This window comes from Mycobacteroides salmoniphilum (assembly GCF_004924335.1).
In the GTDB taxonomy this organism is placed as follows: domain Bacteria; phylum Actinomycetota; class Actinomycetes; order Mycobacteriales; family Mycobacteriaceae; genus Mycobacterium; species Mycobacterium salmoniphilum.
In genome coordinates this window covers 3,796,963-3,822,320 of record NZ_CP024633.1, presented here as the reverse complement: position 1 = coordinate 3,822,320, position 25,358 = coordinate 3,796,963, and the positions used below count along the sequence as shown (strand labels likewise).

26 protein-coding genes are annotated in these 25,358 nt (G+C 65.4%); 22 read left to right on the top strand and 4 right to left on the bottom strand.

Annotation, left to right across the window (positions count from 1 at the left end; all coding sequences use genetic code 11):
- Positions 1–37: 37 nt before the first annotated feature.
- Positions 38–961 (bottom strand): HAD family hydrolase, encoded by a 924-nt coding sequence (locus DSM43276_RS19060; RefSeq protein ID WP_078327898.1) that lies wholly within the window; start codon positions 959–961, stop codon positions 38–40.
- Between the two features lie 98 nt (positions 962–1,059).
- Here DSM43276_RS19060 and DSM43276_RS19055 point away from each other — a divergent pair, with 98 nt between their 5' ends.
- From DSM43276_RS19055 to DSM43276_RS19000, 12 genes are all read left to right on the top strand, one after another.
- Entirely contained in the window at positions 1,060–1,314 is a 255-nt protein-coding gene (locus DSM43276_RS19055) for a glutaredoxin family protein (protein WP_078327897.1), read from the top strand.
- Positions 1,315–1,425: 111 nt separating this feature from the next.
- Positions 1,426–2,769: a glutamyl-tRNA reductase gene (locus tag DSM43276_RS19050; RefSeq protein WP_078327896.1), complete on the top strand. Its 1,344-nt coding sequence runs from the start codon at positions 1,426–1,428 to the stop codon at positions 2,767–2,769.
- Positions 2,770–2,827: 58 nt separating this feature from the next.
- Entirely contained in the window at positions 2,828–3,751 is a 924-nt protein-coding gene (gene hemC / locus DSM43276_RS19045; RefSeq protein ID WP_078293829.1) for a hydroxymethylbilane synthase, read from the top strand.
- Positions 3,752–3,782: 31 nt separating this feature from the next.
- Complete coding sequence (locus DSM43276_RS19040; protein WP_078327895.1) at positions 3,783–5,432, top strand: bifunctional uroporphyrinogen-III C-methyltransferase/uroporphyrinogen-III synthase; 1,650 nt, start codon at positions 3,783–3,785, stop codon at positions 5,430–5,432.
- Positions 5,433–5,472: 40 nt separating this feature from the next.
- Positions 5,473–6,453 (top strand): porphobilinogen synthase, encoded by a 981-nt coding sequence (hemB, locus tag DSM43276_RS19035; RefSeq protein WP_078327894.1) that lies wholly within the window; start codon positions 5,473–5,475, stop codon positions 6,451–6,453.
- 34 nt (positions 6,454–6,487) lie between these two features.
- Positions 6,488–6,964, top strand: coding sequence for a hypothetical protein (locus DSM43276_RS19030; RefSeq protein ID WP_078327893.1), 477 nt, complete (start codon positions 6,488–6,490; stop codon positions 6,962–6,964).
- A 49-nt stretch (positions 6,965–7,013) separates the two neighbouring features.
- Positions 7,014–7,451: a hypothetical protein gene (locus tag DSM43276_RS19025; protein ID WP_078323356.1), complete on the top strand. Its 438-nt coding sequence runs from the start codon at positions 7,014–7,016 to the stop codon at positions 7,449–7,451.
- Positions 7,444–7,962, top strand: a complete 519-nt coding sequence (locus DSM43276_RS19020; protein WP_078327892.1) for a hypothetical protein — start codon at positions 7,444–7,446, stop codon at positions 7,960–7,962. The genes DSM43276_RS19025 and DSM43276_RS19020 overlap by 8 nt, the downstream gene beginning before the upstream one ends.
- Before the next feature lie 20 nt (positions 7,963–7,982).
- Positions 7,983–8,225 (top strand): hypothetical protein, encoded by a 243-nt coding sequence (locus tag DSM43276_RS19015; RefSeq protein ID WP_078328023.1) that lies wholly within the window; start codon positions 7,983–7,985, stop codon positions 8,223–8,225.
- Positions 8,226–8,266: 41 nt separating this feature from the next.
- Positions 8,267–9,025, top strand: coding sequence for a class I SAM-dependent methyltransferase (locus tag DSM43276_RS19010; RefSeq protein WP_078327891.1), 759 nt, complete (start codon positions 8,267–8,269; stop codon positions 9,023–9,025).
- A gap of 47 nt (positions 9,026–9,072) precedes the next feature.
- On the top strand, positions 9,073–11,250 hold the full coding sequence (locus DSM43276_RS19005; RefSeq protein WP_078327890.1) for a heavy metal translocating P-type ATPase: 2,178 nt from the start codon (positions 9,073–9,075) through the stop codon (positions 11,248–11,250).
- A 43-nt stretch (positions 11,251–11,293) separates the two neighbouring features.
- A complete protein-coding gene (locus DSM43276_RS19000) occupies positions 11,294–11,884 on the top strand; it encodes a hypothetical protein (protein WP_078327889.1) in 591 nt (196 codons plus the stop codon).
- Positions 11,885–11,957: 73 nt separating this feature from the next.
- Here the strand turns inward: DSM43276_RS19000 and DSM43276_RS18995 are convergent, their stop codons facing one another.
- A complete protein-coding gene (locus DSM43276_RS18995) occupies positions 11,958–12,737 on the bottom strand; it encodes a sulfite exporter TauE/SafE family protein (protein WP_109555861.1) in 780 nt (259 codons plus the stop codon).
- A 98-nt stretch (positions 12,738–12,835) separates the two neighbouring features.
- Here DSM43276_RS18995 and DSM43276_RS18990 point away from each other — a divergent pair, with 98 nt between their 5' ends.
- Positions 12,836–14,920: a M13 family metallopeptidase gene (locus DSM43276_RS18990; protein WP_078328021.1), complete on the top strand. Its 2,085-nt coding sequence runs from the start codon at positions 12,836–12,838 to the stop codon at positions 14,918–14,920.
- A gap of 6 nt (positions 14,921–14,926) precedes the next feature.
- On the opposite strand, the gene DSM43276_RS18985 is transcribed toward DSM43276_RS18990, so the two are convergent.
- Entirely contained in the window at positions 14,927–15,544 is a 618-nt protein-coding gene (locus DSM43276_RS18985; protein ID WP_136629123.1) for a TetR/AcrR family transcriptional regulator, read from the bottom strand.
- A 111-nt stretch (positions 15,545–15,655) separates the two neighbouring features.
- Between DSM43276_RS18985 and DSM43276_RS18980 the strand changes: the two genes are divergently transcribed.
- Positions 15,656–16,903, top strand: coding sequence for an oxygenase MpaB family protein (locus tag DSM43276_RS18980; RefSeq protein WP_157896006.1), 1,248 nt, complete (start codon positions 15,656–15,658; stop codon positions 16,901–16,903).
- Here the strand turns inward: DSM43276_RS18980 and DSM43276_RS18975 are convergent.
- Positions 16,894–17,265, bottom strand: a complete 372-nt coding sequence (locus DSM43276_RS18975; RefSeq protein WP_078327886.1) for a nitroreductase family deazaflavin-dependent oxidoreductase — start codon at positions 17,263–17,265, stop codon at positions 16,894–16,896. The two genes, DSM43276_RS18980 and DSM43276_RS18975, sit on opposite strands and share 10 nt — an antisense overlap.
- A 21-nt stretch (positions 17,266–17,286) precedes the next feature.
- Between DSM43276_RS18975 and DSM43276_RS18970 the strand changes: the two genes are divergently transcribed.
- The 8 genes from DSM43276_RS18970 to DSM43276_RS18935 all read left to right on the top strand — a co-directional run bounded on the left by DSM43276_RS18970 (position 17,287) and on the right by DSM43276_RS18935 (position 25,340).
- Entirely contained in the window at positions 17,287–17,676 is a 390-nt protein-coding gene (locus DSM43276_RS18970; protein ID WP_078327885.1) for a nitroreductase family deazaflavin-dependent oxidoreductase, read from the top strand.
- A gap of 85 nt (positions 17,677–17,761) precedes the next feature.
- Positions 17,762–19,066 carry a glutamate-1-semialdehyde 2,1-aminomutase gene (gene hemL / locus DSM43276_RS18965; protein WP_078328020.1) on the top strand — a complete coding sequence of 435 codons (1,305 nt, stop codon included), beginning with the start codon at positions 17,762–17,764 and terminating at the stop codon, positions 19,064–19,066.
- Between the two features lie 8 nt (positions 19,067–19,074).
- A complete protein-coding gene (locus DSM43276_RS18960; protein ID WP_078327884.1) occupies positions 19,075–19,710 on the top strand; it encodes a histidine phosphatase family protein in 636 nt (211 codons plus the stop codon).
- Between the two features lie 3 nt (positions 19,711–19,713).
- The gene (locus DSM43276_RS18955) at positions 19,714–20,325 is read left to right on the top strand and encodes a TlpA disulfide reductase family protein (protein ID WP_078327883.1); all 612 of its coding nucleotides are present in this window, start codon (positions 19,714–19,716) and stop codon (positions 20,323–20,325) included.
- The gene (locus tag DSM43276_RS18950) at positions 20,322–21,107 is read left to right on the top strand and encodes a cytochrome c biogenesis CcdA family protein (RefSeq protein WP_078327882.1); all 786 of its coding nucleotides are present in this window, start codon (positions 20,322–20,324) and stop codon (positions 21,105–21,107) included. Before DSM43276_RS18955 ends, DSM43276_RS18950 begins: the two co-directional genes overlap by 4 nt.
- Before the next feature lie 2 nt (positions 21,108–21,109).
- The gene (resB, locus tag DSM43276_RS18945) at positions 21,110–22,705 is read left to right on the top strand and encodes a cytochrome c biogenesis protein ResB (protein ID WP_169053070.1); all 1,596 of its coding nucleotides are present in this window, start codon (positions 21,110–21,112) and stop codon (positions 22,703–22,705) included.
- Positions 22,702–23,676, top strand: coding sequence for a c-type cytochrome biogenesis protein CcsB (gene ccsB, locus DSM43276_RS18940; protein WP_078327881.1), 975 nt, complete (start codon positions 22,702–22,704; stop codon positions 23,674–23,676). Before resB ends, ccsB begins: the two co-directional genes overlap by 4 nt.
- Positions 23,677–23,927: 251 nt before the next feature.
- Complete coding sequence (locus DSM43276_RS18935) at positions 23,928–25,340, top strand: MinD/ParA family ATP-binding protein (protein ID WP_078328018.1); 1,413 nt, start codon at positions 23,928–23,930, stop codon at positions 25,338–25,340.
- Positions 25,341–25,358: the final 18 nt, after the last annotated feature.

The following is a 25,358-nucleotide window of genomic DNA, read 5'->3' as shown; positions in this document are numbered from 1 at the left end:
GCGGCGCTGAGCCTATCAGCAGCGGTAGTGGTGATTGTTACTTCTCGCGTCGGGCCAGGGCGGCCGCCAACGCACCGCCCGCGGCACCGAGCAGCACCGCCGACGGCACCCCGATACGGGCGGCCTTGCGGGCGGTGCGGAAGTCGCGGACTTCCCAGCCGCGGCGTCGCGCCACGTCGCGCAGCTCCGCGTCGGGATTGATGGCCACGGCGGTGCCCACCAGCGACAGCATCGGCACGTCGTTGACGCTGTCGCTATAGGCGGTGCAGCGCTTGAGATTCAGCCCGTTCCGGATGGCGAGGTTGCGCACGGCACGCGCCTTGCCCGGTCCGTGCAGGATGTCGCCGACCAGGCGTCCGGTGAAGACCCCGTCCACCGACTCGGCAACGGTGCCCAGGGCTCCGGTGAGGCCCAGCCGTCGGGCAATGGTCTCCGCCAGTTCCTTGGGTGTCGCCGTGACGAGCCATACCTGCTGGCCGGCGTCCAGGTGCATCTGGGTCAGCGCTCGGGTGCCGGGCCAGATCTTGTCGGCGATCGTCTCGTCGTAAATGTCCTCACTGAGGTTGACGAGTTCATCGACGCTGCGCCCCTCGATGAACGAGAGCGCCTTCTGTCGGCCCGCGGCGACGTCATCGGAGTTCTCGCGGCCGGTCAGCCGGAACTTCGCCTGCGCCCAGACGAACTGAAGCATGTCCGAGTACTGGAAGTAGTCGCGCTGCGCCAGGCCTCGGCCGAAATGAACCAGCGAGGAGCCATGCACCAGCGTGTTGTCGACATCGAAAAACGCAGCGGCGGTCAGATCGGCGGGCGGGGGGCCCGGGGGCACGTCGTCGACGGCGGCGTCCGCCTCGGCGAAGGATGCGGCGCGTGCGACATCTTCGGCGAACGCCTCGGCGAGCAGCTGCTGCTGCTCAGCGGCGCCTTCGGCAGGGGGCTCGCCGTTGATCTGGGGGCTGGTCATAGCCGGCCTAACCGCCCTTCCTGTCCGCCGTTTCCGAATGCCGTTTAACCCTACTGAGGGTGGCGGGAGCTCGGGGGACCCGGTGGCAGAATTGGTATATGACGTCTCTAACGCTGCTGACGCGCCCAGGGTGCTCCGCCTGCGAACGGGCGCAGCGTGAATTGGCGGCCGTTGCCGACGAGTTCGGGATCCCGCTCACCGTCACCGATGTGGATGAGGCCGCGATCACAGATTCGTCGTTGCGCGCGGAGTTTGGCGACCGGCTTCCGGTGGTGCTGCTCGACGGTCAGGAGCACAGCTATTGGGAAGTGGACGAGCCCCGGCTGCGGGCGGACCTGAAACGTGACCGATAACAGGCTGTTTGGATTTTGCCCAGTGGCCATTTTCGGGCTACCGTGCATGAAGTTCGAGCCTCACCAAAAGCAAGGGAGCTGGACAGTGAGATGTCAGCGGAGTGACCTGCGGTGAGTGTCCTGCTGTTCGGAGCCTCGCACCGTAGCGCGCCTGTGCCGGTGTTGGAGAAGCTGGCGATTGGCGAGGCCGATCAGCCCAAAATCATCGAACAGATTCTGCAATCACCCCTGGTCAGCGAGGTCATGGTGCTCTCGACCTGCAACCGGGTCGAGGTGTATGCCGTGGTTGAGGCCTTTCACGGCGGCCTGACTGTCATCGGTGAGGCCATCGCCCGGCATGCGGGTATCGGCATGAACGAGCTCACCAAATATGCCTACGTCCGATACAGCGAGGCCGCCGTCGAGCACCTGTTCGCGGTCGCCAGCGGCCTGGATTCCATGGTGGTCGGCGAGCAGCAGGTTTTGGGGCAGGTGCGCAACGCCTACGCCACCGCCGAAACGCATCAGGCGGTGGGCCGGGTGCTGCACGAGCTGTCCCAGAGTGCTCTGCGTGTGGGCAAACGAGTGCATTCGGAGACCGGCATTGACGCCGCCGGGGCCTCGGTGGTGTCAGTGGCCCTGGATCTGGCCGACGGCAAGCTCAATGGTCTTCCCGGACGCACCGCTGCCGTTGTCGGCGCGGGCTCGATGGGCTCCTTGGCGACCGCACAGCTGATCCGCGCCGGTATCGACAACCTCTGGGTGGTCAACCGCAGCGCGGCGCGTGCGCAACGGCTCGCCGCGACCGCGCGAGAGGCAGGTGTGAACGCGCAGGCGATCACCCTCGACAACCTGGACCAGGCGCTGGCTCAGTCCGATGTGGTGGTGTCCTGCACGGGTGCGGTCCGGCCGGTGATCTCGCTGGCCGATGTGCACCGTGCCCTGGGTGGCGGCCGCCAACTCGTGTTCTGCGACCTGGGCATGCCGCGTGATGTGGACCCGACGGTGGCCGGTCTGCCCGGCGTCGTCGTGGTGGACATGGAGCGCATCCAGCGTGAGCCCACTGCGCGTGCGGCAGCCAACGACGCGGGCGCGGCTCGTCAGATCGTCAACGACGAGGTCGCCCGGTACCTGACCGGCGAGCGGATGGCGGAGGTCACCCCGACGGTCACCGCGCTGCGCCAGCGGGCCGCCGAGGTGGTGGAGGCCGAGCTGCTGCGACTGGACGGCCGACTGCCGAGTCTGGCGGGGGCCGAGCGGGACGAGGTCGCCAAGACCGTTCGCCGAGTCGTCGACAAGCTGTTGCACGCCCCCACGGTGCGGGTGAAGCAGCTGGCGTCCGCGCCCGGCGGGGACAGTTACGCCGAGGCGTTGCGTGAGCTGTTCGAGCTCGATCCGCAAACCGTCGAGGCGGTGGCCACGGCGGGCGAATTGCCGCTTGCGACAACGGAATTACACGAAGAGAGCCGTGGTTGACGGTCCTCGCCCGAGAGGCTCATCCACCCTTGACTGTCTTCGCCCGAGAGGCTCATCCATGATCCGAATTGGTACCCGCGGCAGTCTGTTGGCGACGACTCAGGCCGGGGGAATCAGGGATGCTTTGCGCGCCAAAGGGCACGAGGCAGAGCTGGTAATCGTGACCACGGCAGGGGACCAGTCGTCCGCACCCGTCGAGCAAATCGGTGTAGGGGTCTTCACGGCCGCTCTGCGCGAAGCCATCGCCGATAACGTCGTCGATGTTGCCGTGCACTCCTACAAAGATTTGCCAACGGCGGCCGACCCGCGATTCGTCATAGCCGCTATTCCCCCGCGTGAAGACTATCGGGACGCCCTCGTGGCCCGGGATGGACTGGTGCTGGGGGAGTTGCCCACGGGCTCCGTGATTGGTACCTCGTCCCCGCGTCGGGCCGCGCAGCTTAGAGCACTGGGTCTCGGTTTGGAAATTCGCCCCCTAAGAGGCAACCTGGATACCAGGTTGAGCAGGGTCTCCAATGGTGATCTTGATGCTGTGGTAGTCGCCCGAGCGGGTTTAGCCCGTATCGGACGTTTGGACCGCATCACCGAGACACTGGAACCGGTGCAGGTATTGCCCGCACCGGCTCAGGGAGCGCTGGCGGTGGAGTGCCGCAGTGAGGTCACCGATCTGGTGGCTGTACTGGCGGAACTCGATCACGCCGACACGCGCGCCGCGGTGACTGCCGAAAGGGCTCTGCTTGCCGAGCTGGAGGCGGGCTGTACCGCACCGGTTGGCGCGATCGCCGAGGTGGTCGAGTCGATTGATGAGGATGGTCGCGTCTTCGACGAACTGTCGTTGCGCGGATGTGCGGCGGCGCTGGACGGATCTGACGTGATTCGGGCCTCCGGGATTGGCACCCCCGATCGGGCCGCCGAGCTTGGGCTCGCGGTCGCGAGGGAACTGCTCGATCTCGGTGCGCGAGCACTGATGACAGCTGAATAGGCGGCGCAAACCGCCGATATGGGAGGCAGTAGTGACCCGAGGGCGCAAGAAGCCAGGGCGCATCCTGTTCGTTGGTTCCGGGCCGGGAGACCCGGGTCTGTTGACCGTCCGGGCGCGTGCGGTACTCACCGGCGCCACGGTCGTGTTTACCGACCCCGACGTGCCGCAGGCAGTGCTCGATCTTGTCGGATCCGCGGTCGAGCTTCCTGAACCCGCGCCGGTCAAACCCGCGACAGGTAGCGATGACGCGCCCGCTTCGGTTGATACTGAGGCCGGTGCCGAGCCACCGCTCACCATCGACATCCGCCCAGCGCTGGGTGATCCCGCCGATGTCGCCAAGACGCTGGTCGCCGAGGCCAAGAACGGCGTGGACGTCGTGCGGCTCGTCGCTGGCGATCCGCTCTCGATCGATTCGGTGCTCGCCGAGGTCATGGCGGTCACCCGTACCCAGGTGGCCTTCGAGATTCTGCCCGGCCTGTCGTCGAGCACGGCGGTGCCCGCCTACGCCGGCCTGCCGCCGGGATCCGCGCACACCGTCGCCGATGTGCGCGGCGATGTGGACTGGGCGGCGCTGGCCGCCGCCCCGGGTCCGCTGATCCTGCACGCCACCCCGACGCATGTACCCGACGCCGCTAAGGCGCTCATCGAGCACGGTTTGTCCGATCAGACCCTGGTCGCGGTCACCGCGCAGGGCACCACCTGCGCGCAGCGGACCGTGGAGACCACACTGGCCTCGCTGATCGACGGTGTCCCCGTGGACGCCAATGATCCGCACGGGCCGATGACCGGCGCCCTGGTGCTGACGATCGGCCGTGTGGTTAGTAGCCGCTCCAAGCTGAACTGGTGGGAGAGCCGCGCGCTCTACGGCTGGACCGTGCTGGTACCGCGCACCAAGGATCAGGCCGGCGAGATGAGCGAGAAGCTTGTCGGATACGGAGCCCTGCCGGTCGAGGTGCCCACCATCGCCGTCGAGCCCCCGCGTAGCCCCGCCCAGATGGAAAGGGCTGTCAAGGGTTTGGTCGACGGCCGGTACCAGTGGGTGGTCTTTACCTCCACCAACGCGGTCCGCGCGGTGTGGGAGAAGTTCGCAGAATTCGGCCTGGACGCCCGCGCTTTCTCCGGTGTGAAGATCGCGTGCGTGGGTCAGGCCACCGCCGACAAGGTGCGCGCCTTCGGTATCAACCCCGAGCTGGTGCCCGCCGGTGAGCAGTCCTCGCTCGGACTGCTCGACGAGTTCCCGCCCTACGACGACGTTTTCGATCCGGTGAACCGGGTGCTGCTGCCCCGCGCCGACATCGCCACCGAGACCCTCGCCGAGGGCATGCGGGAGCGCGGCTGGGAAATCGACGACGTGACCGCCTACCGCACCGTACGTGCGGCGCCGCCGGCAGCGCAGACCCGCGAGATGATCAAGACCGGCGGATTCGACGCCGTGTGCTTCACGTCGAGCTCGACGGTCCGCAACCTGGTGGGCATCGCCGGGAAGCCACACGCGCGCACCATCGTGGCCTGCATCGGACCGAAAACCGCTGAGACCGCCATCGAGTTTGGGCTGCGGGTGGACGTGCAACCGGAGACGGCCGCTGTTGGTCCGCTGGTCGAGGCTCTTGCCGAGCACGCCGCTCGGCTGCGTACCGAGGGCGCACTGCCGCCACCGCGTAAGAAGAGCCGACGGCGCTAGCAGCGGATAGATAGCGGGAGAAGTAGCGGAGGTCTTTACTGTGCCGTTCCCTTACCAGCGTCCCCGTCGGCTGAGAGCCACCCCGGCGATCCGCCGGCTGGTTGCCGAGACGACCCTCGCGCCGCGGCAGTTGGTGTTGCCGATGTTCGTGGCCGACGGTGTTACCGAGTCGCGCCCGATCGCGTCTATGCCGGGCGTGGTGCAGCACAGCATCGAATCCCTGCGCAGGGCCGCCGAGGACGCGGTCAAGGCCGGCGTCGGTGGGCTCATGCTGTTCGGGGTTCCCGAGGAGAAGGACAAGGACGCCACCGGGAGTGCCGGGCTGGCTCCGGAAGGCATCCTGAACCGTGCGCTGTCGATCCTGTCGGCGGACCTCGGTGATTCCACGGTGCTGATGGCCGACACCTGCCTCGACGAATTCACCGATCACGGCCACTGTGGGGTGCTGGACGCCTCGGGCCGGGTGGATAACGATGCGACGCTGACGCAGTACGTGGACCTGGCGGTGGCGCAGGCAAATTCGGGTGCTCGTGTGGTGGGACCCAGCGGCATGATGGACGGCCAGGTGGCGGCCATTCGCGAGGGCCTGGACGTTGCCGGGCACACCGACGTGATCATCCTGGCGTATGCGGCCAAGTACGCCTCGGCGTTCTACGGGCCGTTCCGCGAGGCGGTGGGGTCGTCGCTGCGCGGAGACCGGCGCACCTACCAGCAGGACGTGGCGAACGGTCGGGAAGCCTTACGTGAGGCCGAGCTCGACGTCGAGGAGGGTGCCGACATCCTGATGGTGAAACCGGCAATGGCCTATCTGGATGTGCTTCGGCAGGTGGCCGATGTATCTCCGGTGCCGGTCGCGGCGTATCAGGTGTCGGGTGAGTATTCGATGATCTGTGCTGCGGCGCAGAACAATTGGATCGATTTGCAGGCCATGGTGCTGGAGACGCTGACCTCCATCCGGCGTGCGGGGGCCGATATCGTGCTGACGTATTGGGCCGCGGACGTCGCGGGCTGGCTGGAGTAGACGGTTTGTCCCCTTCCACTACCGTGGTCGCGTGATGCATCCCGATCCGCACAATCAGAGCGGATTGGCTGGACAACCCTCGGCAGGTCCGGCCAAGCCGCGACCCGACGATATCGACACCGGTTGTTGGCTGTGGCTGGCCTCGCTCCCGCTGATGATCGTGAGTTACATGGCCGCGAACGTCGGTCAATGGCAGCAGGACCCCGAGGTGCGCAAGGCCGCCCCGCTGTGGACGGTCTACGCCTTCAACGGGTTCATCGTCGTGGTGGTGGGAGCTCTCGTCGTCACCGGAATCTTCCTGATGCGCGCGGGATACCGCCTGGCCCGCACCTTCCTGACCGGTGGCGCGGTGGGTTCGGTGGTGTTCACCGCGACGCGGTTGGTCGACCTGGAGGGTGTGCCGGCGATTGTGCAGGCGCTCTCGGGGATCACCGCGTCCGTCTTGATCTGCGGCGGGCTATTCCTGTTGCATCGCGAGGACTCCACCGCGTACCTGACGAGGCAGCGCTAGCACCCCGATACGCTGCCGGAATTATGCGCGAAATGATGAAGGGGCCCGAATGACACCCGAACAACCGCGCCCGCGCATCGTCGATGTGGCGTTCTGGTTCTGGGTGGTCTCATCGGCCGCCTTGTTCCTCAACGGTCTGGCCGGGGTGACCCAGCGCTTCGACGCGGTGCGGGCCGCCGCGAAGCCCGAACTGACCGACGCGGAGATACGAAATCTCGTCACCTACTTCCGGGCGTGGGGCGTGTTGTGCATCCTGCTGGCGGCCGGTATCGCATTTCTCGCCGGGCGCACGCGGCAGGGGGATAAGCGCTACCGCCGGGCGTTGATCGCCCTCTCGCTGGTCTCGGTGCTTGGGGCCATCGCGATGGCCAGTACCGGTTCGGTGGGTCCGCTGCTGCTCGTCGCCGCGCTGTCCCTGGTCGTGGCCAATGTGCTGATCATCAGGCCGACCGCGCAGAACTGGTTTGACGGGGGTGAACATGGCTGACGTGTCAGAGGCCGAACCGCGTCTGTTTTATGAACCCGGTGGCCGGTGGCGATGGCTCCTGCTCGGCCCACTCGCCGGGCTCATCATGTTCGGACTTCAGCTGTGGGGCAATGCGGGCATGAGCCCCGTGATGCCGGCGATCACGGCGGCCATCGTCGCCTTCTTCCTCGCGCTGCAGATCTATGCCGCGCGGGTGCACGCCACCGTGGAACTGACGCCCACCGAGCTCCGCCAGGGGGGTGAGACGCTGGCGATCAGCCAGATAAAGTGGCTGTATCCCGACGCCGACCGCTACATCTGGGAGGAATCCCGTCCGCTGGGAGAGCTGACCGGGGTGCCCAAGGGACGCAAACCCGTCGGTCTGCGCCTGACAGGGGGGCGTCGCGCGCAGGCGTGGGCCAAGAAACATGAGGAGCTGCGGACGGCGCTCACCACGTTGGTGCCCGCGCCGCCGGCAGGCATGGATCTGGGCGATGACCCGGAGCTCGATACCGAGAGTGAGCAGTGGTGAAGTTTGGCAAGCGGGTAGCGGTGGATCTGGCCATCGCAGCGGTGGCGATGGCACTCGCCGGCTGGGCGGCGGTGGCCGCCCGCGTACCCACCGAGGTCGCACCCGTGGCCAAGGGTGAGCCGACGTTGTACTTCACCGCATTGGATGGCGCATGCGTGGCTCGGGCGCTCGCGCTCACCGCTCTCGCCGGGATATTCCTGGTCATGGCGATATCGCGGGGTGTTCGCGATCATCGCGATGCGAGACTTTCAATTCACAGCTAATTCCTATGTCAATATGGCTGACATAGGAATACGGTGGGGTCATGACGAACACCGCTGATATCGACGTGATGCCGCGCGCTGGATACGGTGCCTGCGTGCTTGACCGCGCATTGCAGACGGGCCGACTCGAGTATCTGGACCGCGACGATGTTCCTGCGAAGAAGCGGGCCGTCGTTGCGTCCCTCGATCTCATGGGTGAGAAGAAGGGCCTGCACAGATGGAATGCGGAGCAGGCGGCCGGGTTTCTTGTCGGCATCGACAACCCCCGGGTGCTTGAGCTCGGTGCCGCCCACGGCGGTCTGTCTCGTGAACTGCTGAAGCTACGTCCTGATGCTTCGATCACGGTGACGGATATCGAGCCCACCTCTGTCGCGGGTATCGCGGCGTCCGATCTGGGTTCGGATTCCCGGGTCACTGTTCGGGCCATGGATGCCACAGCTATCGACGCAGGGGACGGGTCATTCGATCAGGTGGTGTTCGCGCTGTCGTTTCACCATCTCGCGCCGTCACGTGCGGCGAAGGTGTTCTCCGAGGGCACCAGGGTGGGGCGCACGCTCTTGATTATCGACTTGCTGCGCTTGCCGGCTCCGCTGTTGGCTCCGGCATTCCTCGTCGCGGCGGCCGTGGGTTGGGTGCGTCCGGTTGCTCATGATGGTGCGATCAGCCAGTTGCGCGCCTACGGTCCGAAGGCGTTGCGTACCCTGGCTGCGCATGCGGACCCGTCGATCGTTGTCGAGCTTCGGGCCAGGGTTCAGCTGCCGATGCCGCTGCAGATCGTGGCAGCCCGCCGGCGCCAGTAGTGCAGATCACCCTATCGATTAGTACCCCCTAGGGGTACCATTTAGACATGGAGTTTGTTGACACGGGCATGGAGACCACTGATCTGCGCCTTCATGGCATGACATGTGCCTCGTGCGCGTCCCGCGTGGAAAAAGGGCTCAACAAACTCGAGGGCGTGACGGCGCGCGTAAACCTGGCGCTGGAAAGCGCTCGTGTCGAGCACGACGGTTCGATCTCCGATGATGACTTGGTCAAGGCCGTCGAGTCGGTCGGCTACAAGGCCCAGGTAGTCGGCGGCTCTCAGGCCGGTGCTCATCAGGCCGGCCACGAGCATGACGGTCTCGATCCGCGGGACCACATGAACCACGATGTGCCCGATGGTCAGCTCAGGGCCCGGCTCATCGGCTCGCTCATCCTGGCCATCCCGGTGGTGGCCATCTCGATGGTGATGCCCTGGCATTTCACCGGCTGGGAGATTGTGGTCGCGGCACTGACCACCCCGATCCTGGTGTGGGGCGGCTACCCGTTCCACCGTGCGGCGTTCGTCAACGCACGCCATGGCGCCTCGACGATGGACACCCTGGTGTCGCTGGGCACCATCGCCGCGTACGTGTGGTCGCTGTGGGTGCTGTTCGCTGGCGCCGGGCATACCCACGGCGACATCCACGTCTACTTTGAGGTGGTCGCGGCGGTCACCGTATTCCTGCTCGCGGGCCGCTTCGCGGAGTCACGCGCCAAGCGGTCGGCGGGCTCGGCGCTGCGCGCACTGCTGTCGCTGGGCGCCAAGGATGTCGCGGTGCTGCGCGGCGGACACGAGACTCGCATCCCCGTCGACCAATTGGCTGTGGGTGACCAATTCGTCGTGCGGCCGGGGGAGCGCATCGCCACCGACGGTGTGGTGGTCGATGGCCATTCGGCGTTGGATACCTCCACCATGACCGGCGAGTCTGTACCCGTCGAGGTGGGCGCGGGAGATCCGGTGGTGGGCGGTTACGTCAACACGCACGGACGGATCGTCGTGCGCGCCCACAAGGTAGGTGCCGATACGCAGCTGGCCCGGATGGCACGGCTGGTGTCGGATGCGCAGACCGGCAAGGCGCAGGTGCAGCGACTTGCCGACCGGGTGTCGTCGGTGTTCGTACCCGTTGTGCTCGGTATCGCGGCCCTGACGTTCGTGGGCTGGGTGGCGCAGGGCTATCCGCTCTCGTCGGCGTTCACCGCGGCCGTCGCTGTGTTGATCATCGCGTGCCCGTGCGCACTGGGATTAGCTACGCCCACAGCGATTCTCGTGGGCACCGGGCGGGGTGCGCAGCTCGGCGTGCTGATCAAGGGCCCCGAGGTGCTGGAGAACGTCAAGAACATCGACACCGTCGTGCTCGACAAGACGGGCACCGTGACCACCGGTGCGATGAGCGTCGTGGCCGTGCGGCGCAGCATCGGGTCCGGTGTCTCCGACGCCGACGAGATCCTGCGCATCGCCGCATCGGTGGAGTCGGCCTCCGAGCATCCGGTCGCCAAGGCCATCGTGGAGTCGGCGCGGACGCGTGGGCTGACGTTGTCGCCGGTGGTGGGTTTCCGTAACGAGCCCGGTATCGGTGTTACCGGTGTTGTTGACGGCCAAGAGGTTTCGATTGAAGCCATCGCGGGTAAGAACACCACCGCGGCGGTCAGCTGGGGTGGACTGCGCCGCGGCGAGATCGAGGTGGCGGACACGGTGAAGCCGTCGAGTCGGCAGGCCATCGACGAGCTCAAGGCCATGGGCATCACCCCGGTGCTACTGACGGGCGACAACGCCGAGGTGGCCGCCCGCGTGGCCGAAGAAGTCGGCATCGCGGCGAGCAATGTCATCGCCGGTGTCAAACCCACCGAGAAGGCCGACGTCGTCACACGCCTGCAGGCCGAAGGGAAGAAGGTCGCGATGGTGGGCGACGGTGTCAACGACTCCGCCGCGCTGGCCACGGCCGATATCGGGATGGCCATGGGCACCGGTACCGACGCCGCGATCGAGGCGAGCGACCTGACCCTGGTGCGCGGTGACCTGACTACCGTGCCGACGGCACTGCGGTTGTCGCGCAAGACGCTTGGCACCATCAAGGCCAACCTGTTCTGGGCATTCGCCTACAACACCGCTGCCATTCCGCTCGCCGCCCTGGGTTTGCTCAATCCGATGATCGCTGGCGCAGCGATGGCGATGTCATCGGTCTTCGTGGTACTGAACAGCCTGCGGCTGCGAACCTTCCGCTAGGTTCCTTACCGAATGCTGTGAGGATCCCGAGGAGGAGTCGTAGGTGTTTACGCGTGTGATCGCGCTCGGTGTGGCCTTGAGTCTGACAACGGTCGGGTGTTCCGACATTCGTCAACAGGCGACGGAGAAGCTGGAATCGGTGGCATCGCAGGCCGCCGGGGCGCCGAGCCAGGACACCGTCGAACGGTGGAATGCCGACGAGCTGACCAAGGCCCTGACCGCCATCAACGACAAGATCGGCGTGAGCTCGGCCGACTATCTGATGTTCACCATCAGCGGGTACACCTCGGTGGCCGTGCAGGCCATCGATCCGAAGAAGCCGAAGAACGTCGACGAGTACCGATACGACGGTGCGGGTGTCACGGTCAGGCCCGTTGACGTCAGCCGCAATGAGCCGGGCGTCGTCGAAGAGAGTTCCTTCAAGAGTGACATCGTTACTCCGGCCGTGCTGTCGAGCGTGCTGAGTTCGGCGGTGCAGGATTCCGGTGTGCCGGACGGCAAGGTGAGCGTGCTGACCATCGAGAAGTTCTTTGCCAATGAGCCAGAGCCCAAGATTCAGGTGGTCGTGGGAAGTCCGCGTGCCAGTAAGAATGTCCGCTATACGACGGCGGGCGCCTTCATCGAGACCGCCTAGGTCACTTACCGTCGGCACGCCGTGTTGTGCGCGAGCTACTCGCGAAACAGATCGAAACGCGGCGTGTCGACGCTCAGAAGAGCAGGCGCCACAGGCCGATCAGGCCCACCGTCACGATGACCACACGCAGGGCACCGGGCGAGAGCCTGCGTCCCCACCGTGCGCCGGCCAGCCCACCCACGAACGAGCCCGCCGCGATGATTCCGGCCGCCGTCCAGCTCACCCGGTCGAAGGCGACGATCGTGTATGCAAGGGCGGCAACGATATTGGTGATCATGGCCAGTACATTCTTGGCCGCGTTCATCCGTTGCATGGACTCGGGTAGCAGTGCGCCCATCACCGCGATCTGCATGATCCCTTGGGCTGCAGTGAAATACCCGCCGTAGATCCCGACAAGGAAGTTGCCTCCGGTGAGTGCTGCCATGCGGCCCGGAGGGACATGATCGGCATCCAGGCCCTGTGCTTCGGAACGCCGACGCGCCCAGGCTTGGATCTTCGGGCCGACTACCACGAGAACCAGCGCGAGGATGAGCAGCACCGGCACGATGGTCACGAACGTCTTCTCGGGCAGGTGCAGCAACAGGAACGATCCAATGAGCGCGCCGACCAGCACCGCGGGTATCTGCCACTTAAGGCGGGACCATTGACCGGACAGTTCGCGGCGGTACCCCCATACGCCCGTCATGCTCCCGACCGTCAACCCGACGGCATTCGACATCGTCGCGACCACGGGTGGATAACCAAAGGCGATAAGGGTGGGGAAGGTGATAAGGGTGCCGGACCCGGCGACCACGTTGATCGCGCCTGCCCCGAACGCGGCAAGCGCGATGAAAAACATCTCCTGCACCGGCACTCGTGTCAGCGTACGACCGTTAGCGAGTCGAACCAATTCCTCCTCTCCGTGAAACCCGCCACAGCGTGAGGCTCGACGTAGCGTTTCAGATGGGCAAAATGGTGGGCATGCGTCTGAGTCGATCCGCCGGTATGGCGGCGCTAGTGCTGGCCATGTCCATTTCCGGGTGTACCCGGGACCAGCCCACCGCCCCGGTGGCATCGAATGTGCCCATTCCGACGTTCGACAACGCGCAGCTGAGCATGCGTTTCGCCGCGTGCGCCGATCTCAACGGGTTTGTGAACGCCAAATGGGTCGAGCAGGCCACCATCCCTGCGGACAAGTCCAGTTATGGCAGCTTCGACATGCTGGCCGACCAGTCCCGTGAGGTTCAGCACGAGATCGTCGAGGGTGCGGTCGCCGGACTCGGAACTGCCGATCATGAGTCGGTCAACTATCAGGTCGGTCTCCTCTACCGTGCCGCCACCGACGATGCGAAGCTCGACGCGGCCGGATATGACCCCGTTCGTCCGACGCTCGCCGCGATCGATCAGATCAATTCACCCGAGGCGCTCGCGGCCTTTCTGGCCACCGACGCCGCCACGGGGCAGCACCTGGTGTTCGGCTTCGAGGCCGGCGCCGACTATGCCAATGCCACCGAGCAGATCGGCTACGCCAGGGCCGATGCGCTGGGCATGCCCGCCAAGGACTACTACACCGATCCCAAGTACGCGTCGGTCTTCCATGCCTATCGCACCTACATCGCATCGACGTTCGAATTGATCGGAGCGGACCAGGAGGTTGGCAAGGCCCGTGCCGAACAGGTGGCCGCGCTCGAATCGGCACTGGCCGCTGCGACGTTGAGCCCTGTGCAGCAACGTGATCCGGCCAACCAGTACAAGCTGGTCACCGTCGCGCAGGCAAATGCAGTGACACCGCATTTTGAATGGGGTGCCTACCTTAAGGCGCACGGGGCCCCGGTTGCCAGGTCGTTCTCCCTTGCCGAGACCGAGTTCTTCACGACGTTCGATCGGTTGCTCGCCACTACCGATCTGGACACGTGGAAGTCGTATCTGACCTTCCATGCGGTGCACAGATCGGTCGACGCGTTATCCAAGGCATTCCGCGACAACGCTTTTACCTACGAGTCGGTGCTTACCGGAACCACGGCGCAGAAGCAGCGCTGGGAGCAGGGCCTTGGGATCGTGAACACGCTGGTGGGCCCGGCGCTGGGACAGCTGTACGTCGACCGCATGTTCAGTGATCGCGCCAAGCGCGCGGCCACCGAGGTAGTGGGCAATGTCAAGGAGGCCCTACGGAAACGCATCGAGGCCGTCGACTGGATGAGCCCGCAGACCAAACTTGCCGCAAAGGGTAAGTGGGACAAGCTGATCCTCAAGGTGGGCTTCCCCGACAAGAATCGGGATTTCTCCAAGCTGAAGCTGACCGGCGATAACTTCTACGTCGACCGGGCTGCGGCGTTGAAGTTCAATCACGACTTCGACATGGCCAAGATCGGGCATCCCACCGACCGATCGCTGTGGGGAATGACGCCGCAGACGGTCAACGCTCAGTACGACCCCACCGAGAACAGCATCACCATTCCGGCCGCGATCCTGCAAGCACCGTTCTATGACCCCAAGGGCGATCCGGCGTTCAACTACGGCGGTATCGGTGCGGTGATCGGTCACGAATTCACCCATGCGTTCGACGACGAGGGCAGCCAATTCGACGGTGAGGGCAACCGGGTCAATTGGTGGACTCCGAACGATCGCGAAGAGTTCGAGAAGCGCGCCAACCGGCTGGTGGAGCAGTTCAATGCCTACGCGCCGATTCCGGGCCACCCGGAGCTACATGTCGACGGCAAGCTCACGTTGGGTGAGAACATCGCGGATCTCGGGGGTGTCAACACCGCCTATGACGCGCTGGTCGCCGAGCTGGCCAAGAAGAAGGATGGCGACAAGATCAGCGGCATCGTCGGGTTCAACGACACGCAGCGGTTCTTTCTGAACTACGCGCGGATCTGGCGAGACAAACAGCGCCCCGAGGCTGCGATTACCCAGCTTGCCAGCGATCCGCATTCGCCTCCGGCGCTGCGCGTCAACGGCGTGGTGCCCAATGTTGCGCCGTTCGCTGCCGAATTTGGTTGCGTGGCAGGCGATCCCATGGTGAACTCGCCGGACAAGTTTGTGAAGATCTGGTAGGTACGCCTACCCGCGAATCAGTCGCTCGAGTTCGTCGCGTAGCTGCGGCCAGTCGAGACTTCCTGGCTCTTGACCATCGGGCGCGAAGGCGTGGTTGAACGCGTATCCACTGAGCAGGTGATGAACCATCACGATCCGCGGTAACAGGTTGGGGGTTTTGGCCAAGTCTTCGTCGATGGCGTGCGCGTAGAGCTCTTGTAGCGCTGCGTTCAACGCCTGAGTGCTGGCGGCCAGGTGCGTGCGTAGCTCGGGATCATCGGCCGCCGCAACCCAAAGCTTCATTCCTGCAATGAAACTCCGGCTCGTGTAGTCATGCCACATGAGGTTCAGTAGGTGCCGGAGCCTGCCGTCGGCGCCCGTGGGCATCTGGTCGACGCTGGCGCGTGCTGCCGCTAGCCGATCGGCGCAGAGGTAGTCGAGGGCGGCCATCACCATGTCGATCCGCCGCGGAAAGAAGTGGCTACGCGCGCCCAGCGATACGCCGGCGCGCTCGGCTACGCCGCGCACGGTGGTGGCGGTGTAGCCGATATCGAGGACCGAGTCGATGGTGGCTTCCAGCAGCTTCGCGGTGGTGCTCCGTCGCCTCTCGGCCTGCGACATATGGGTCGCGTCACCCGCTGTCATCTGCGACTTCACCTCCGGGTCTTGCGTGGATGGACCGTCGGGTAGAGCATATGTTCAGTAAAACAGATCGTCTGATCTGTTTTTATGGGATTGAGCCCGAGAGGACAGGTCATGTCGCACACCACTGCATTGGAAACACCCGTCGGAAATCGGCGGCAGATGCCTTCCGAACCGCTCATGGCGCTGTTGGACGCGGTTGGTGCGCGGCCGACTGAAGCCCAGCTGTCGACGTTCCGTAGATACACGCTGAGGGGCGATCCACTGGCCGATGATCTGGTGGAAGCCATGTCGCGTCTCCCCAAGGGAGTGGGCCGCAAGCAATTCGAAGATGCCTTGGAACACGGCTTGGCCAGTGTTGAGGATCCGCTGCCCGAACTGGTGGCCTTTATCGAGGACGCGGAGAGCACCCCGTATTGGGTGGATTTCCGCAAGATCCAGCGTGCCCAACAGGCGCTGCGGAATACCCCGGTGCGGCTGTCCTTCCTCGGTGCGCTGGCGGTCACCCTGCCCGCGAGTTTTCTCAACGAGCGTGGTGGTAACGAACTTCTGGCCCGGGCCGGCGGTATCGAGAACGCCTCCGCCGGGCGGTTGATCGAGGCAGCGAAGTGGATGTTCTCGTGTGGAGAGCCCGGCGGTATGGACCGCTACGGCAATGGTTTTAAGGCCACGGTGCGGGTGCGGCTCATCCATGGCTATGCCCGGGCGGGTGCGCGCACAATGGGCGGCTGGGACGAGGACAAGTTCGATGTTCCCGCCGGGCAGGCGCAGACGGCCGCCGGGTGGGTACCGATCTTCGCCGGCTCGATCAGCCTCGTGGCGTTCGGCGCGATCGGCAGCCCGGCGGACCTCAAGGCGGTCCTGCACCTCTGGCGTTACCAGAGCCATCTGATGGGACTGGCGCCGGAATTGCAGATGGACACCTTGACCGGGCTCGGACGGCTCGCCTACCTGATCATGCTCACCGATGCGGGCAGCGATGAGCACACCCGTGCGCTCACCCAGGCCACCCTGGATGCCGTCACCGGCGTATACGGGTTGCCCACCGGTGGGCCCATCGCCGCGGTCGTGCAACGGGCGGTGCGCCGATTCCATGCAGAGATCGCCGGCATTGCCTACGGGGCGCAACGGAAGAAGTTCGGCCTGCCCGCGCCCAGCCCGCTGCTGTTGATCACTCCGATCATTGCCGCGTACAACCTGACCTCGCGAATGGCCCGCATCGTGAGCCCACGCCTGCGCACCAGGTTCGAAGACCGTCAGCGGCAGATCCTTGCGGATGCGGTGACACGGACCAGCCTCGCCGTCAGCACGGCACGCCGTGAGGTGTCGCAACCGGCGCCGGTGCCGACCGCTCAGGCGTAGGTCAGCAGCACGGCCTGCTCGAACGGGAGCTTCCCGAACGTGCGGCCCTTCACCAGTGCGGCCGCCTCGTCCCGGCCGACCACACGCGGATTGACGACGTCGTGGGTCTTCCCTCTGCGCACGATCCTCCCGCCACCGGCCGCCTGTAGGTTCTTCAGCCAGTCCCGGTCCGGGCCGTACGTCAGCAGGATGGCCACGCCGTCGGGCGTCTTGAACGCGGTGACGGGCGTCCGGAACTCCTTGCCCGACTTGCGGCCCTTGTGCTCGATGATGGCGAAGCTCGGGGCCCAGCCCGCCCACAGCCGCTGGACGGGGTTGGTGACGTACTTGTTGAAGCGCGCGACCGATTGCGGTATCTGCATACCACCATCAAACTGTGATCCATGGCATACCTCAAGCCCCCATGGTTTGTTCGCAAGGTCTTCAACCGGGTGGCCATGGCTGCCAACATTGGCGAGACACTCACCATCACCAAGCGGGTCAGCGGTGAGCCGCAGCAGATTCCGGTGGCCACCGTGGACGTCGATGGCATCAAGTACCTGGTGTCCACCCGCGGCGAGAGCCAATGGGTCAAGAACATCAGGGCCAACCCGCAGGTGACGCTGACGGTCAAGGGCGCCAGCACGACGTACACGGCCACCGAGGTCCCGGTAGCCGATCGTGCGCCCATCATCGCTGCCTACAAGCCCAAGGCTGGAAAGGTGGTCGACGGCTACTTCGCTCAGCTGCCCGACGACGCCGATCACCCCACCTTTGCGCTGAGACTCGACTGATCCACTACACCCTGTAGTGGACGATTTGGCGCCAGCTGAGACACTGGATGCCGTGTCTGATGCTCTTCGCGCGAGCGGCTCATCGCTGCCCGACGCGACGCCCAACTCCGCACGTCTGTTCGCCGACGCCTCGGCCGTCATCCCAGGTGGAGTCAACTCGCCGGTGCGTGCCTTCGCCGCGGTCGGCGGCGTCCCGCGGTTCATCAAGTCTGGCGCCGGATGCTGGCTCACCGATGTGGACGACAACCGGTACGTGGATCTGGTCTGCTCCTGGGGTCCGTTGATCCTCGGCCACGCGCACCCCACCGTGGTGGAGGCCGTGCAGCGGGCCGCCAAGGATGGGCTGTCTTACGGCGCGCCCATTGAGGGTGAGATCGAGCTCGCGCGCGAGCTCGTCGATCGCGTACGGCCGGTAGAAAAGGTGCGTCTGGTCAGCTCCGGCACCGAGGCCACCATGAGTGCGGTGCGACTGGCTCGCGGATTCACCGGTCGACCCAAGATCGTGAAGTTCGCCGGTTGTTACCACGGGCATGTGGACGCTCTGCTCGCCGACGCCGGATCGGGCGTGGCCACATTTGGCCTGCCTTCCTCGCCCGGTGTCACCGGCGCCTCCGCCGCCGACACCATCGTGTTGCCGTACAACGACATCGGCGCAGTGGCCCGAACGTTCGCCGAGCAAGGCGATCAGATCGCCGCTGTCATCACCGAGGCGGCCGCCGGCAACATGGGCACGGTCGCACCCGCCCCGGATTTCAACGCCGGACTGCGGCGTATCACCGAAAACCATGGCGCGCTGCTCATCATGGACGAAGTCATGACGGGTTTCCGGGTCAGCCGTTCGGGCTGGTTCGGGATCGATCAGGTGGCCGGTGATCTCGTCACCTTCGGCAAGGTGATGAGCGGTGGCATGCCCGCCGCGGCGTTCGGCGGTCGCGCCGACATCATGGAGCGCCTCGCGCCGCTTGGCCCGGTGTACCAGGCGGGAACGCTGTCCGGTAACCCGGTCGCGGTTGCGGCGGGGCTGGCGTCGTTGCGTGCGGCAGATGCGAAAGTCTATGAAACGCTTGATCGTAACGCCGACGCGATCATCGCCCTGGTCACCGCTTCCCTGGATGCGGAGGGGGTGGCGCACCAGATTGGTCGGGCCGGCAACATGTTCAGCCTCTTCTTCGGTGCCGAGCCCGTGCAGGACTTCCAGGGCGCCAAGGCGACCGAAACATGGCGTTACCCCGCATTTTTCCATGCACTGCTGAGCCGCGGCGTGTATCCGCCGCCGAGTGCGTTCGAGACTTGGTTTGTTTCCACCGCCCTCGATGACGAGGCGTTCGACCGTATTGCCGACGCTTTGCCCGCCGCTGCTCGTGCCGCGGCCTCTGTCGAGGAGAAGTAGGGAATTTCATGACTGACGGTCTTCGCGCGAGCGGCGCATCCCGGCCCCGCACGGTCGTTCATTTGATGCGCCATGGCGAGGTACACAACCCCGAGGGCGTTCTGTACGGCCGGCTGCCGAACTTCCGGTTGTCGGACAAGGGGCAGGCGCAGGCCGCGAAGGTGGCAGAGTCGCTGCGGGGCAACGAGATTACCGCGGTGGTGGCCTCGCCGCTGCTGCGCGCCCAGCAGACTGCCACGCCCATCGCCGATGCCCATGGGCTCACCATCATCTCCGATGATGACCTCATCGAGGCCGGCAACTCCTTCGAGGGCATGAGGGTGTCGGTGGGTGACGGTGCGTTGCGTGACCCCCGTAACTGGTGGAAGCTGCGCGACCCGTTCACCCCGTCCTGGGGAGAGCCGTACCGCGACATCGCGTCCCGGATGACGGCGGCGATCGACCGTGCGCGCGGTCGCGCCGAGGGTTCCGAGGTGGTGTGCGTGAGCCATCAGCTGCCGGTGTGGACCGCGCGCCAGTATCTGCTCGGTAAGAAACTGTGGCACGACCCACGTAAACGCCAGTGCAACGTCGCCTCACTCACCTCGCTGGTGTTCGACGGGGACGAGTTTGTCGACGTCGTGTACTCGGAACCGGCAGGATAGCTAGTGCGACGTGTGGTCGCGGCGATGTCCGCGCTGGTTCTGCTCATCGCCGGGTGCTCGACCGGCGATGACGCAGTTGCGCGCGGCGGGCAGTTTCAATTCGTTTCACCCGGCGGTAAGACCGACATCTTCTACGATCCGCCCGAGGTCCGTCAGACGCCTGGTCCGATCGAGGGGCCAAACCTGCTTGTCCCCACAAAGACGCTCTCAGTCAACGATTTCACCGAGAAGGTCGTCGTCATCAACGTGTGGGGGCAATGGTGCGGGCCCTGCCGCTCGGAGTTCTCGGCACTGGAAGACGTCTATAAGGCCACTCATGCGCAAGGCGTCGAATTTCTCGGCATCAACGTGCGGGACAACGAGATCACCAAGGCGCAGGACTTTGTGACCGACCGCAAGGTGCCATACCCATCCATCTATGACCCGTCGATGCGTTCGCTCATCGCGTTCGGCAGGAAGTTCCCGACAGGGGCCATTCCCGCGACTTTGGTGCTGGACCGCCGGCATCGGGTGGCGGCGGTGTTCCTGCGCGAGCTGTTGACTCAAGATCTGCAGCCGGTGGTTCAGCGCATTGCGCAAGAATCGGCGAAAGATCCCGCGGGAGTGACCAAGTGATCCTCGCCGATGCCGGCTCCGCGTTCCAGGACGCGGCAACCAGTGGACCACTGTTGCTGGCCCTGGGTGCCTGTGCGCTGGCCGGGCTGGTGTCATTCGCCTCGCCGTGCGTGATCCCGCTGGTGCCCGGCTATCTGTCCTACCTCGCCGCCGTGGTGGGTGCCGATGACCACGACGATGCCGGTGCCCGCACGGCGCGGCTACGGGTCACCGGATCGGCGTTGCTGTTCGTGGCCGGGTTTACCGCGGTGTTCCTGCTGGGCACCGTGGCCGTGATGGGCATGACGACCACACTGATCACCAATCAGGTGCTGCTGCAACGTATCGGGGGAGTGATCACGATCGCGATGGGGCTGGTGTTCATCGGTCTGGTGCCGGCCCTGCAGCGCGACTTCCGGTTTACGCCGCGCCGCATTTCGACGGTGGCCGGAGCGCCACTGCTCGGTGCGGTGTTCGCGCTCGGGTGGACGCCTTGCCTGGGTCCGACCCTCACCGGTGTGGTCGCGGTGGCATCGGCCACCGAGGGTGCCGATGTGGCGCGTGGGATCACGCTGGTGATCGCCTACTGCCTGGGGCTGGGAATCCCGTTCCTGCTGCTGGCCTTCGGTTCGGCGCGCGCGGTACGGGGTATGGACTGGCTGCGACGACACGGCCGGACCATCCAGATCGTCGGTGGTATCGCATTACTGGCGGTCGGGGTCGCGCTGGTTACCGGGGTGTGGGCCGATTTTGTCGCCTGGGTTCGCGATTCATTCGTTTCGGACGCGAGGTTGCCCATCTAGTGATGATCGCCAAGCGTCTCCTTGCTTACTCGCGCAACACCTGGCGCGGCCTGACGTCGATGGGCACCGCGCTGGCACTGTTGGTGCTCCTCGCGCTCGGCGCGATACCGGGCGCGATGCTGCCGCAGCGTGCACTCAACCAGGCCAAGGTCGACGAGTATTTGGCAGAACACTCCACCATCGGGCCCTGGCTGGATCGGGTGCAGGCCTTTGAGGTGTTCTCCAGCTTCTGGTTCACGGCGATCTACGTTCTGCTCTTCGTCTCGCTGGTGGGATGCATCATTCCCCGGACCATCGAGCACGCCAAGGCCCTTCGCGCGCAGCCGGTTCCGGTGCCCCGGAACCTGGGGCGACTGCCCAGGCACCAGGAAAAGGTGGTGCGGGCCGACCAGTCCGATATCGCGTCGACCATCGAGAGTCAGCTGAAGGGCTGGCGCAGAACCACTCGCGAAACGGCCGGGATCACCGAGATTTCCGCGGAGAAGGGCTATCTGCGAGAGTTCGGGAACCTGGTCTTCCACCTTTCCCTCGTCGGCCTGTTGGTCGCGTTCGCGGTGGGCAAGCTCTTCGGATACGAGGGCAATGTCATCGTCATCGCCAACAACGGCCCGGGATTTTGCTCGTCGTCGCCCGCAGCCTTCGACTCGTTCCGGGCCGGCAACACCGTCGACGGCACCAACCTGGATCCGATCTGCGTCAAGGTCAAAGACTTCAAGGCCACCTACCTTGCCTCGGGACAGGCTCATTCGTTCGAATCGAACATTGAATACCAGGCCGGCGACGACCTTCAGAACAACGTCTGGAGGCCGGAGCGGCTGGCCATGAACCATCCGCTGCGTGTCAACGGCAACCGCGTATATCTGCTCGGCTACGGGTATGCCCCGACCTTCACGGTGACCTTCCCGGATGGGCGTCAACGCAGCGAGACCATTCAGTGGCGACCGGACGACCCCACCACCCTGCTGTCTTCGGGGGCCGTGCGTATCGATCCTCCGGCCGGCAGCTATCCGGATCCCAACGTGCGTCGTAAGAACCAGATCGCCATCCAGGGTCTGTTCGCGCCCACCGAACAACTGCACGGCACCCTGCTCTCATCGAGCTTCCCGGAGATGCGCAAGCCCGCGGTGGCCATCAACATCTATCGTGGCGACACCGGGCTGGACTCGGGTCGCGCCCAGTCGATCTTCGAGCTCGACCCCCGCATGATCGAGCAGAAACGGCTCAATCAGGTGGCACGCGCCAACCTGCTACCCGGGCAGTCGGTCAAGCTCAATGACGGCACCATCGTCAGGTTCGACAGCGCCGTCAACTTCGTCAATCTGCAGGTGTCACGTGACCCGGCCCAGATGTGGGTGCTCATCTTCGCGTTGACCATGATGGCGGGCCTGGTGGTGTCGCTCGTCATCAAGCGCCGTCGAGTCTGGGCGCGGCTGACACCGGGAGTGGCCGCAGGTACGGTAAACGTCGAGCTGGGAGGACTGGCGCGCACCGACAGCTCCGGCTGGGGCGATGAATTCGAGCGGTTGTGCGACCGCTGCCTTGAGAATCTGCCCGTCGTAAGGGCCGACGACGGCCACAAAGATGAGGATGCCGAATGAATTCGACCAATATCGATGTGAATCTGGCCAGGTTCTCGGACTATGCCTTCACCTCGGCAATTGTGGTGATGGTCGGTGCGCTGGTGCTGTTGGCCATCGAGCTGGCCTACCGGCAGAGCACCAAGACTGCCCAGCGAGAGCTCGTCAGCTCCGGCGGTGACGTGGTGTCCGCCGCCGAGAATCAGCCGGGACGGGTGATGCCGCAGGGCAAGCGCCCGCTCGGTGAGCGGGTCGGTGGCGCCGGGTTGGCGCTGGTGTACCTGGGCATTGGGCTGCTGTTGGCGTGCATCGTGTTGCGCGGTGTGGCCACCACCCGGGTGCCCTGGGGCAACATGTACGAGTTCATCAACCTGACGTGTGCGTGTGGTCTGGTCACTGCGGCCGTGGTGCTGCGCCCGCGCGCCGACAGCGCACAGGGGCGCCGGGCGCTCTGGGTCTTCGTGCTGATTCCGGTACTGATCCTGCTGACGGTGTCGGGCCGCTACCTCTACACCTATGCCGCCCCGGTGATGCCCGCGTTGCAGTCCTATTGGCTGCCTATCCACGTGTCGGTGGTGAGTCTCGGGTCGGGTGTGTTCCTGGTGGCCGGAGTGGCGAGCATCCTGTTCCTGGTCAAGATGTACTTCCCGGACAACTCCCTGGTGCAGCGTCTGCCCGATGCCCAGTCGTTGGACAGGTTGGCGTATCGGACCACCATCTTCGGTTTCCCCATCTTCGGGTTCGGCGTGATCTTCGGTGCCATCTGGGCCGAGGAGGCGTGGGGGCGGTTCTGGGCATGGGATCCCAAGGAGACGGTGTCCTTCGTTGCCTGGGTCGTGTATGCCGCCTACCTGCACGCACGGTCCACCGCCGGGTGGCGGGATAAGAAGGCGGCGTGGATCAACGTGGCCGGATTCGTGGCCATGGTGTTCAACCTGTTCTTCGTCAACCTGGTGACGGTCGGACTTCACTCGTACGCTGGGGTGAGCTAGGCGGGAGGTCTGGGGGAACTGTTCCGCCAGATCGGTTCATCACACCTGCGATAGGGTGCGATGCTGAGTCCTTCTGAACAGTCGTTCCGGACTCCGTGTGTCCGAACTGCACATCCAACCAATGCATTGGGGGATCGATGTCTGACTATCCCGCGCACCGCGCGCCGGATGGACCGTCGCCGTACGCCGACGAGGCGCAGGGTGGACCAACGGCCCCGCCGTGGGCAGCACAGGAGCCCGCGCAGCCGGTGATGTATGGGCAGAGCGCGCCCCAACAGCCCCACGAGATGACCCAACAGTTCCAAGCGGTCCCGTTCCAGGATCCGTTCGCGCCACAGCAGGACATCGCGGGCCTGGGTGGGCACGATCCCTCGGTGCCGTCGCTCAACACGCTTGGCGGCTCGTTCGCGCCGCTCGATTTCACGCCGTCCGGTGGACAGGAGAACACCGATCCGACAGCCATCGGTGCGGCCGGGTCATCCGGCGGACAGGGCGGCCCCGGAGGCTTTAGGGCTGACAACCGATTCAGCGACTCGGCCGAACGGCCCGCACAGTTGACGCCCTTCACGGCGGATCGCTGGGGCAACGACACCCCCGCGTCGGGCATTCCCCAACAGGCGCAGCAGCCTCCCGTCGGCGGCTCCCGGTACTACACCCCGGTCGGCGGCCAGCAAACCGGCATTGGATCCCAGATTCGGCCCGAGCTGCCGCCCTCCTCGCGCGACCTGTCCACGTCGGCGTTATTGCGCCCGCACAAGCCAGCACCATCGGCGGGTTGGCGCAAGACCGTCTACCGTGCGTCGTTCGGGACGATCAACCTCGGCGAGGGCACCAAGAAGACTGAGGAAAACGACCTCGTCGCCCAGGTGAATCAGCCGTTGCAGGGCTGCTACAAGATCGCCCTGTTGAGCCTCAAGGGAGGCGTCGGCAAGACCACCGTCACCGCAACCCTCGGTGCGACCTTCGCGTCCATCCGCGGTGACCGGGTCATCGCCGTCGACGCAAACCCGGACCGCGGCACACTGAGTCAGAAGGTGCCCCTGGAGACGCCGGCAACGGTGCGTCACCTGCTGCGGGACGCCAACTCGATCCAGCGCTATAGCGATGTGCGGAGCTACACCTCACAAGGGCCGAGCCGGCTGGAGGTGCTCGCGTCGGAAAGCGATCCCGCGGTGTCCGAGGCGTTCAGCGCCGAGGACTACTCGCGCACGCTGGAGCTTCTTGAGCGCTTCTACAGTGTCGTGCTCACGGACTGCGGTACCGGACTCATGCACTCGGCGATGTCCTCGGTGCTGGAGCAGGCCGACACACTCGTGGTGATCAGCTCTGGCTCGGTGGACGGTGCGCGCAGTGCCTCCGCCACCCTGGACTGGCTCGATGCACACGGACATCGCGAGCTGGTGCGCCGCTCGGTTGCGGTCATCAACGCGGTGCGTCCGCGTTCGGGCAAGGTCGACATGCAGAAGGTCGTCGATCACTTTTCGCGTCGGTGCCGTGCGGTGCGCTTGGTGCCGTTCGATCCGCACCTGGAAGAGGGCGCGGAGATCAGCCTGGACCGGCTCCGTCCCGCGACGCGTCGCTCGCTCATCGAGCTGGCTGCCGTCGTTGCGCAGGGGTTCACCGGCACACAGCGCCAGCAACAGCAGCAGACGTTCCAGGGCTAGGCGTGGTTGTGCGGCCGC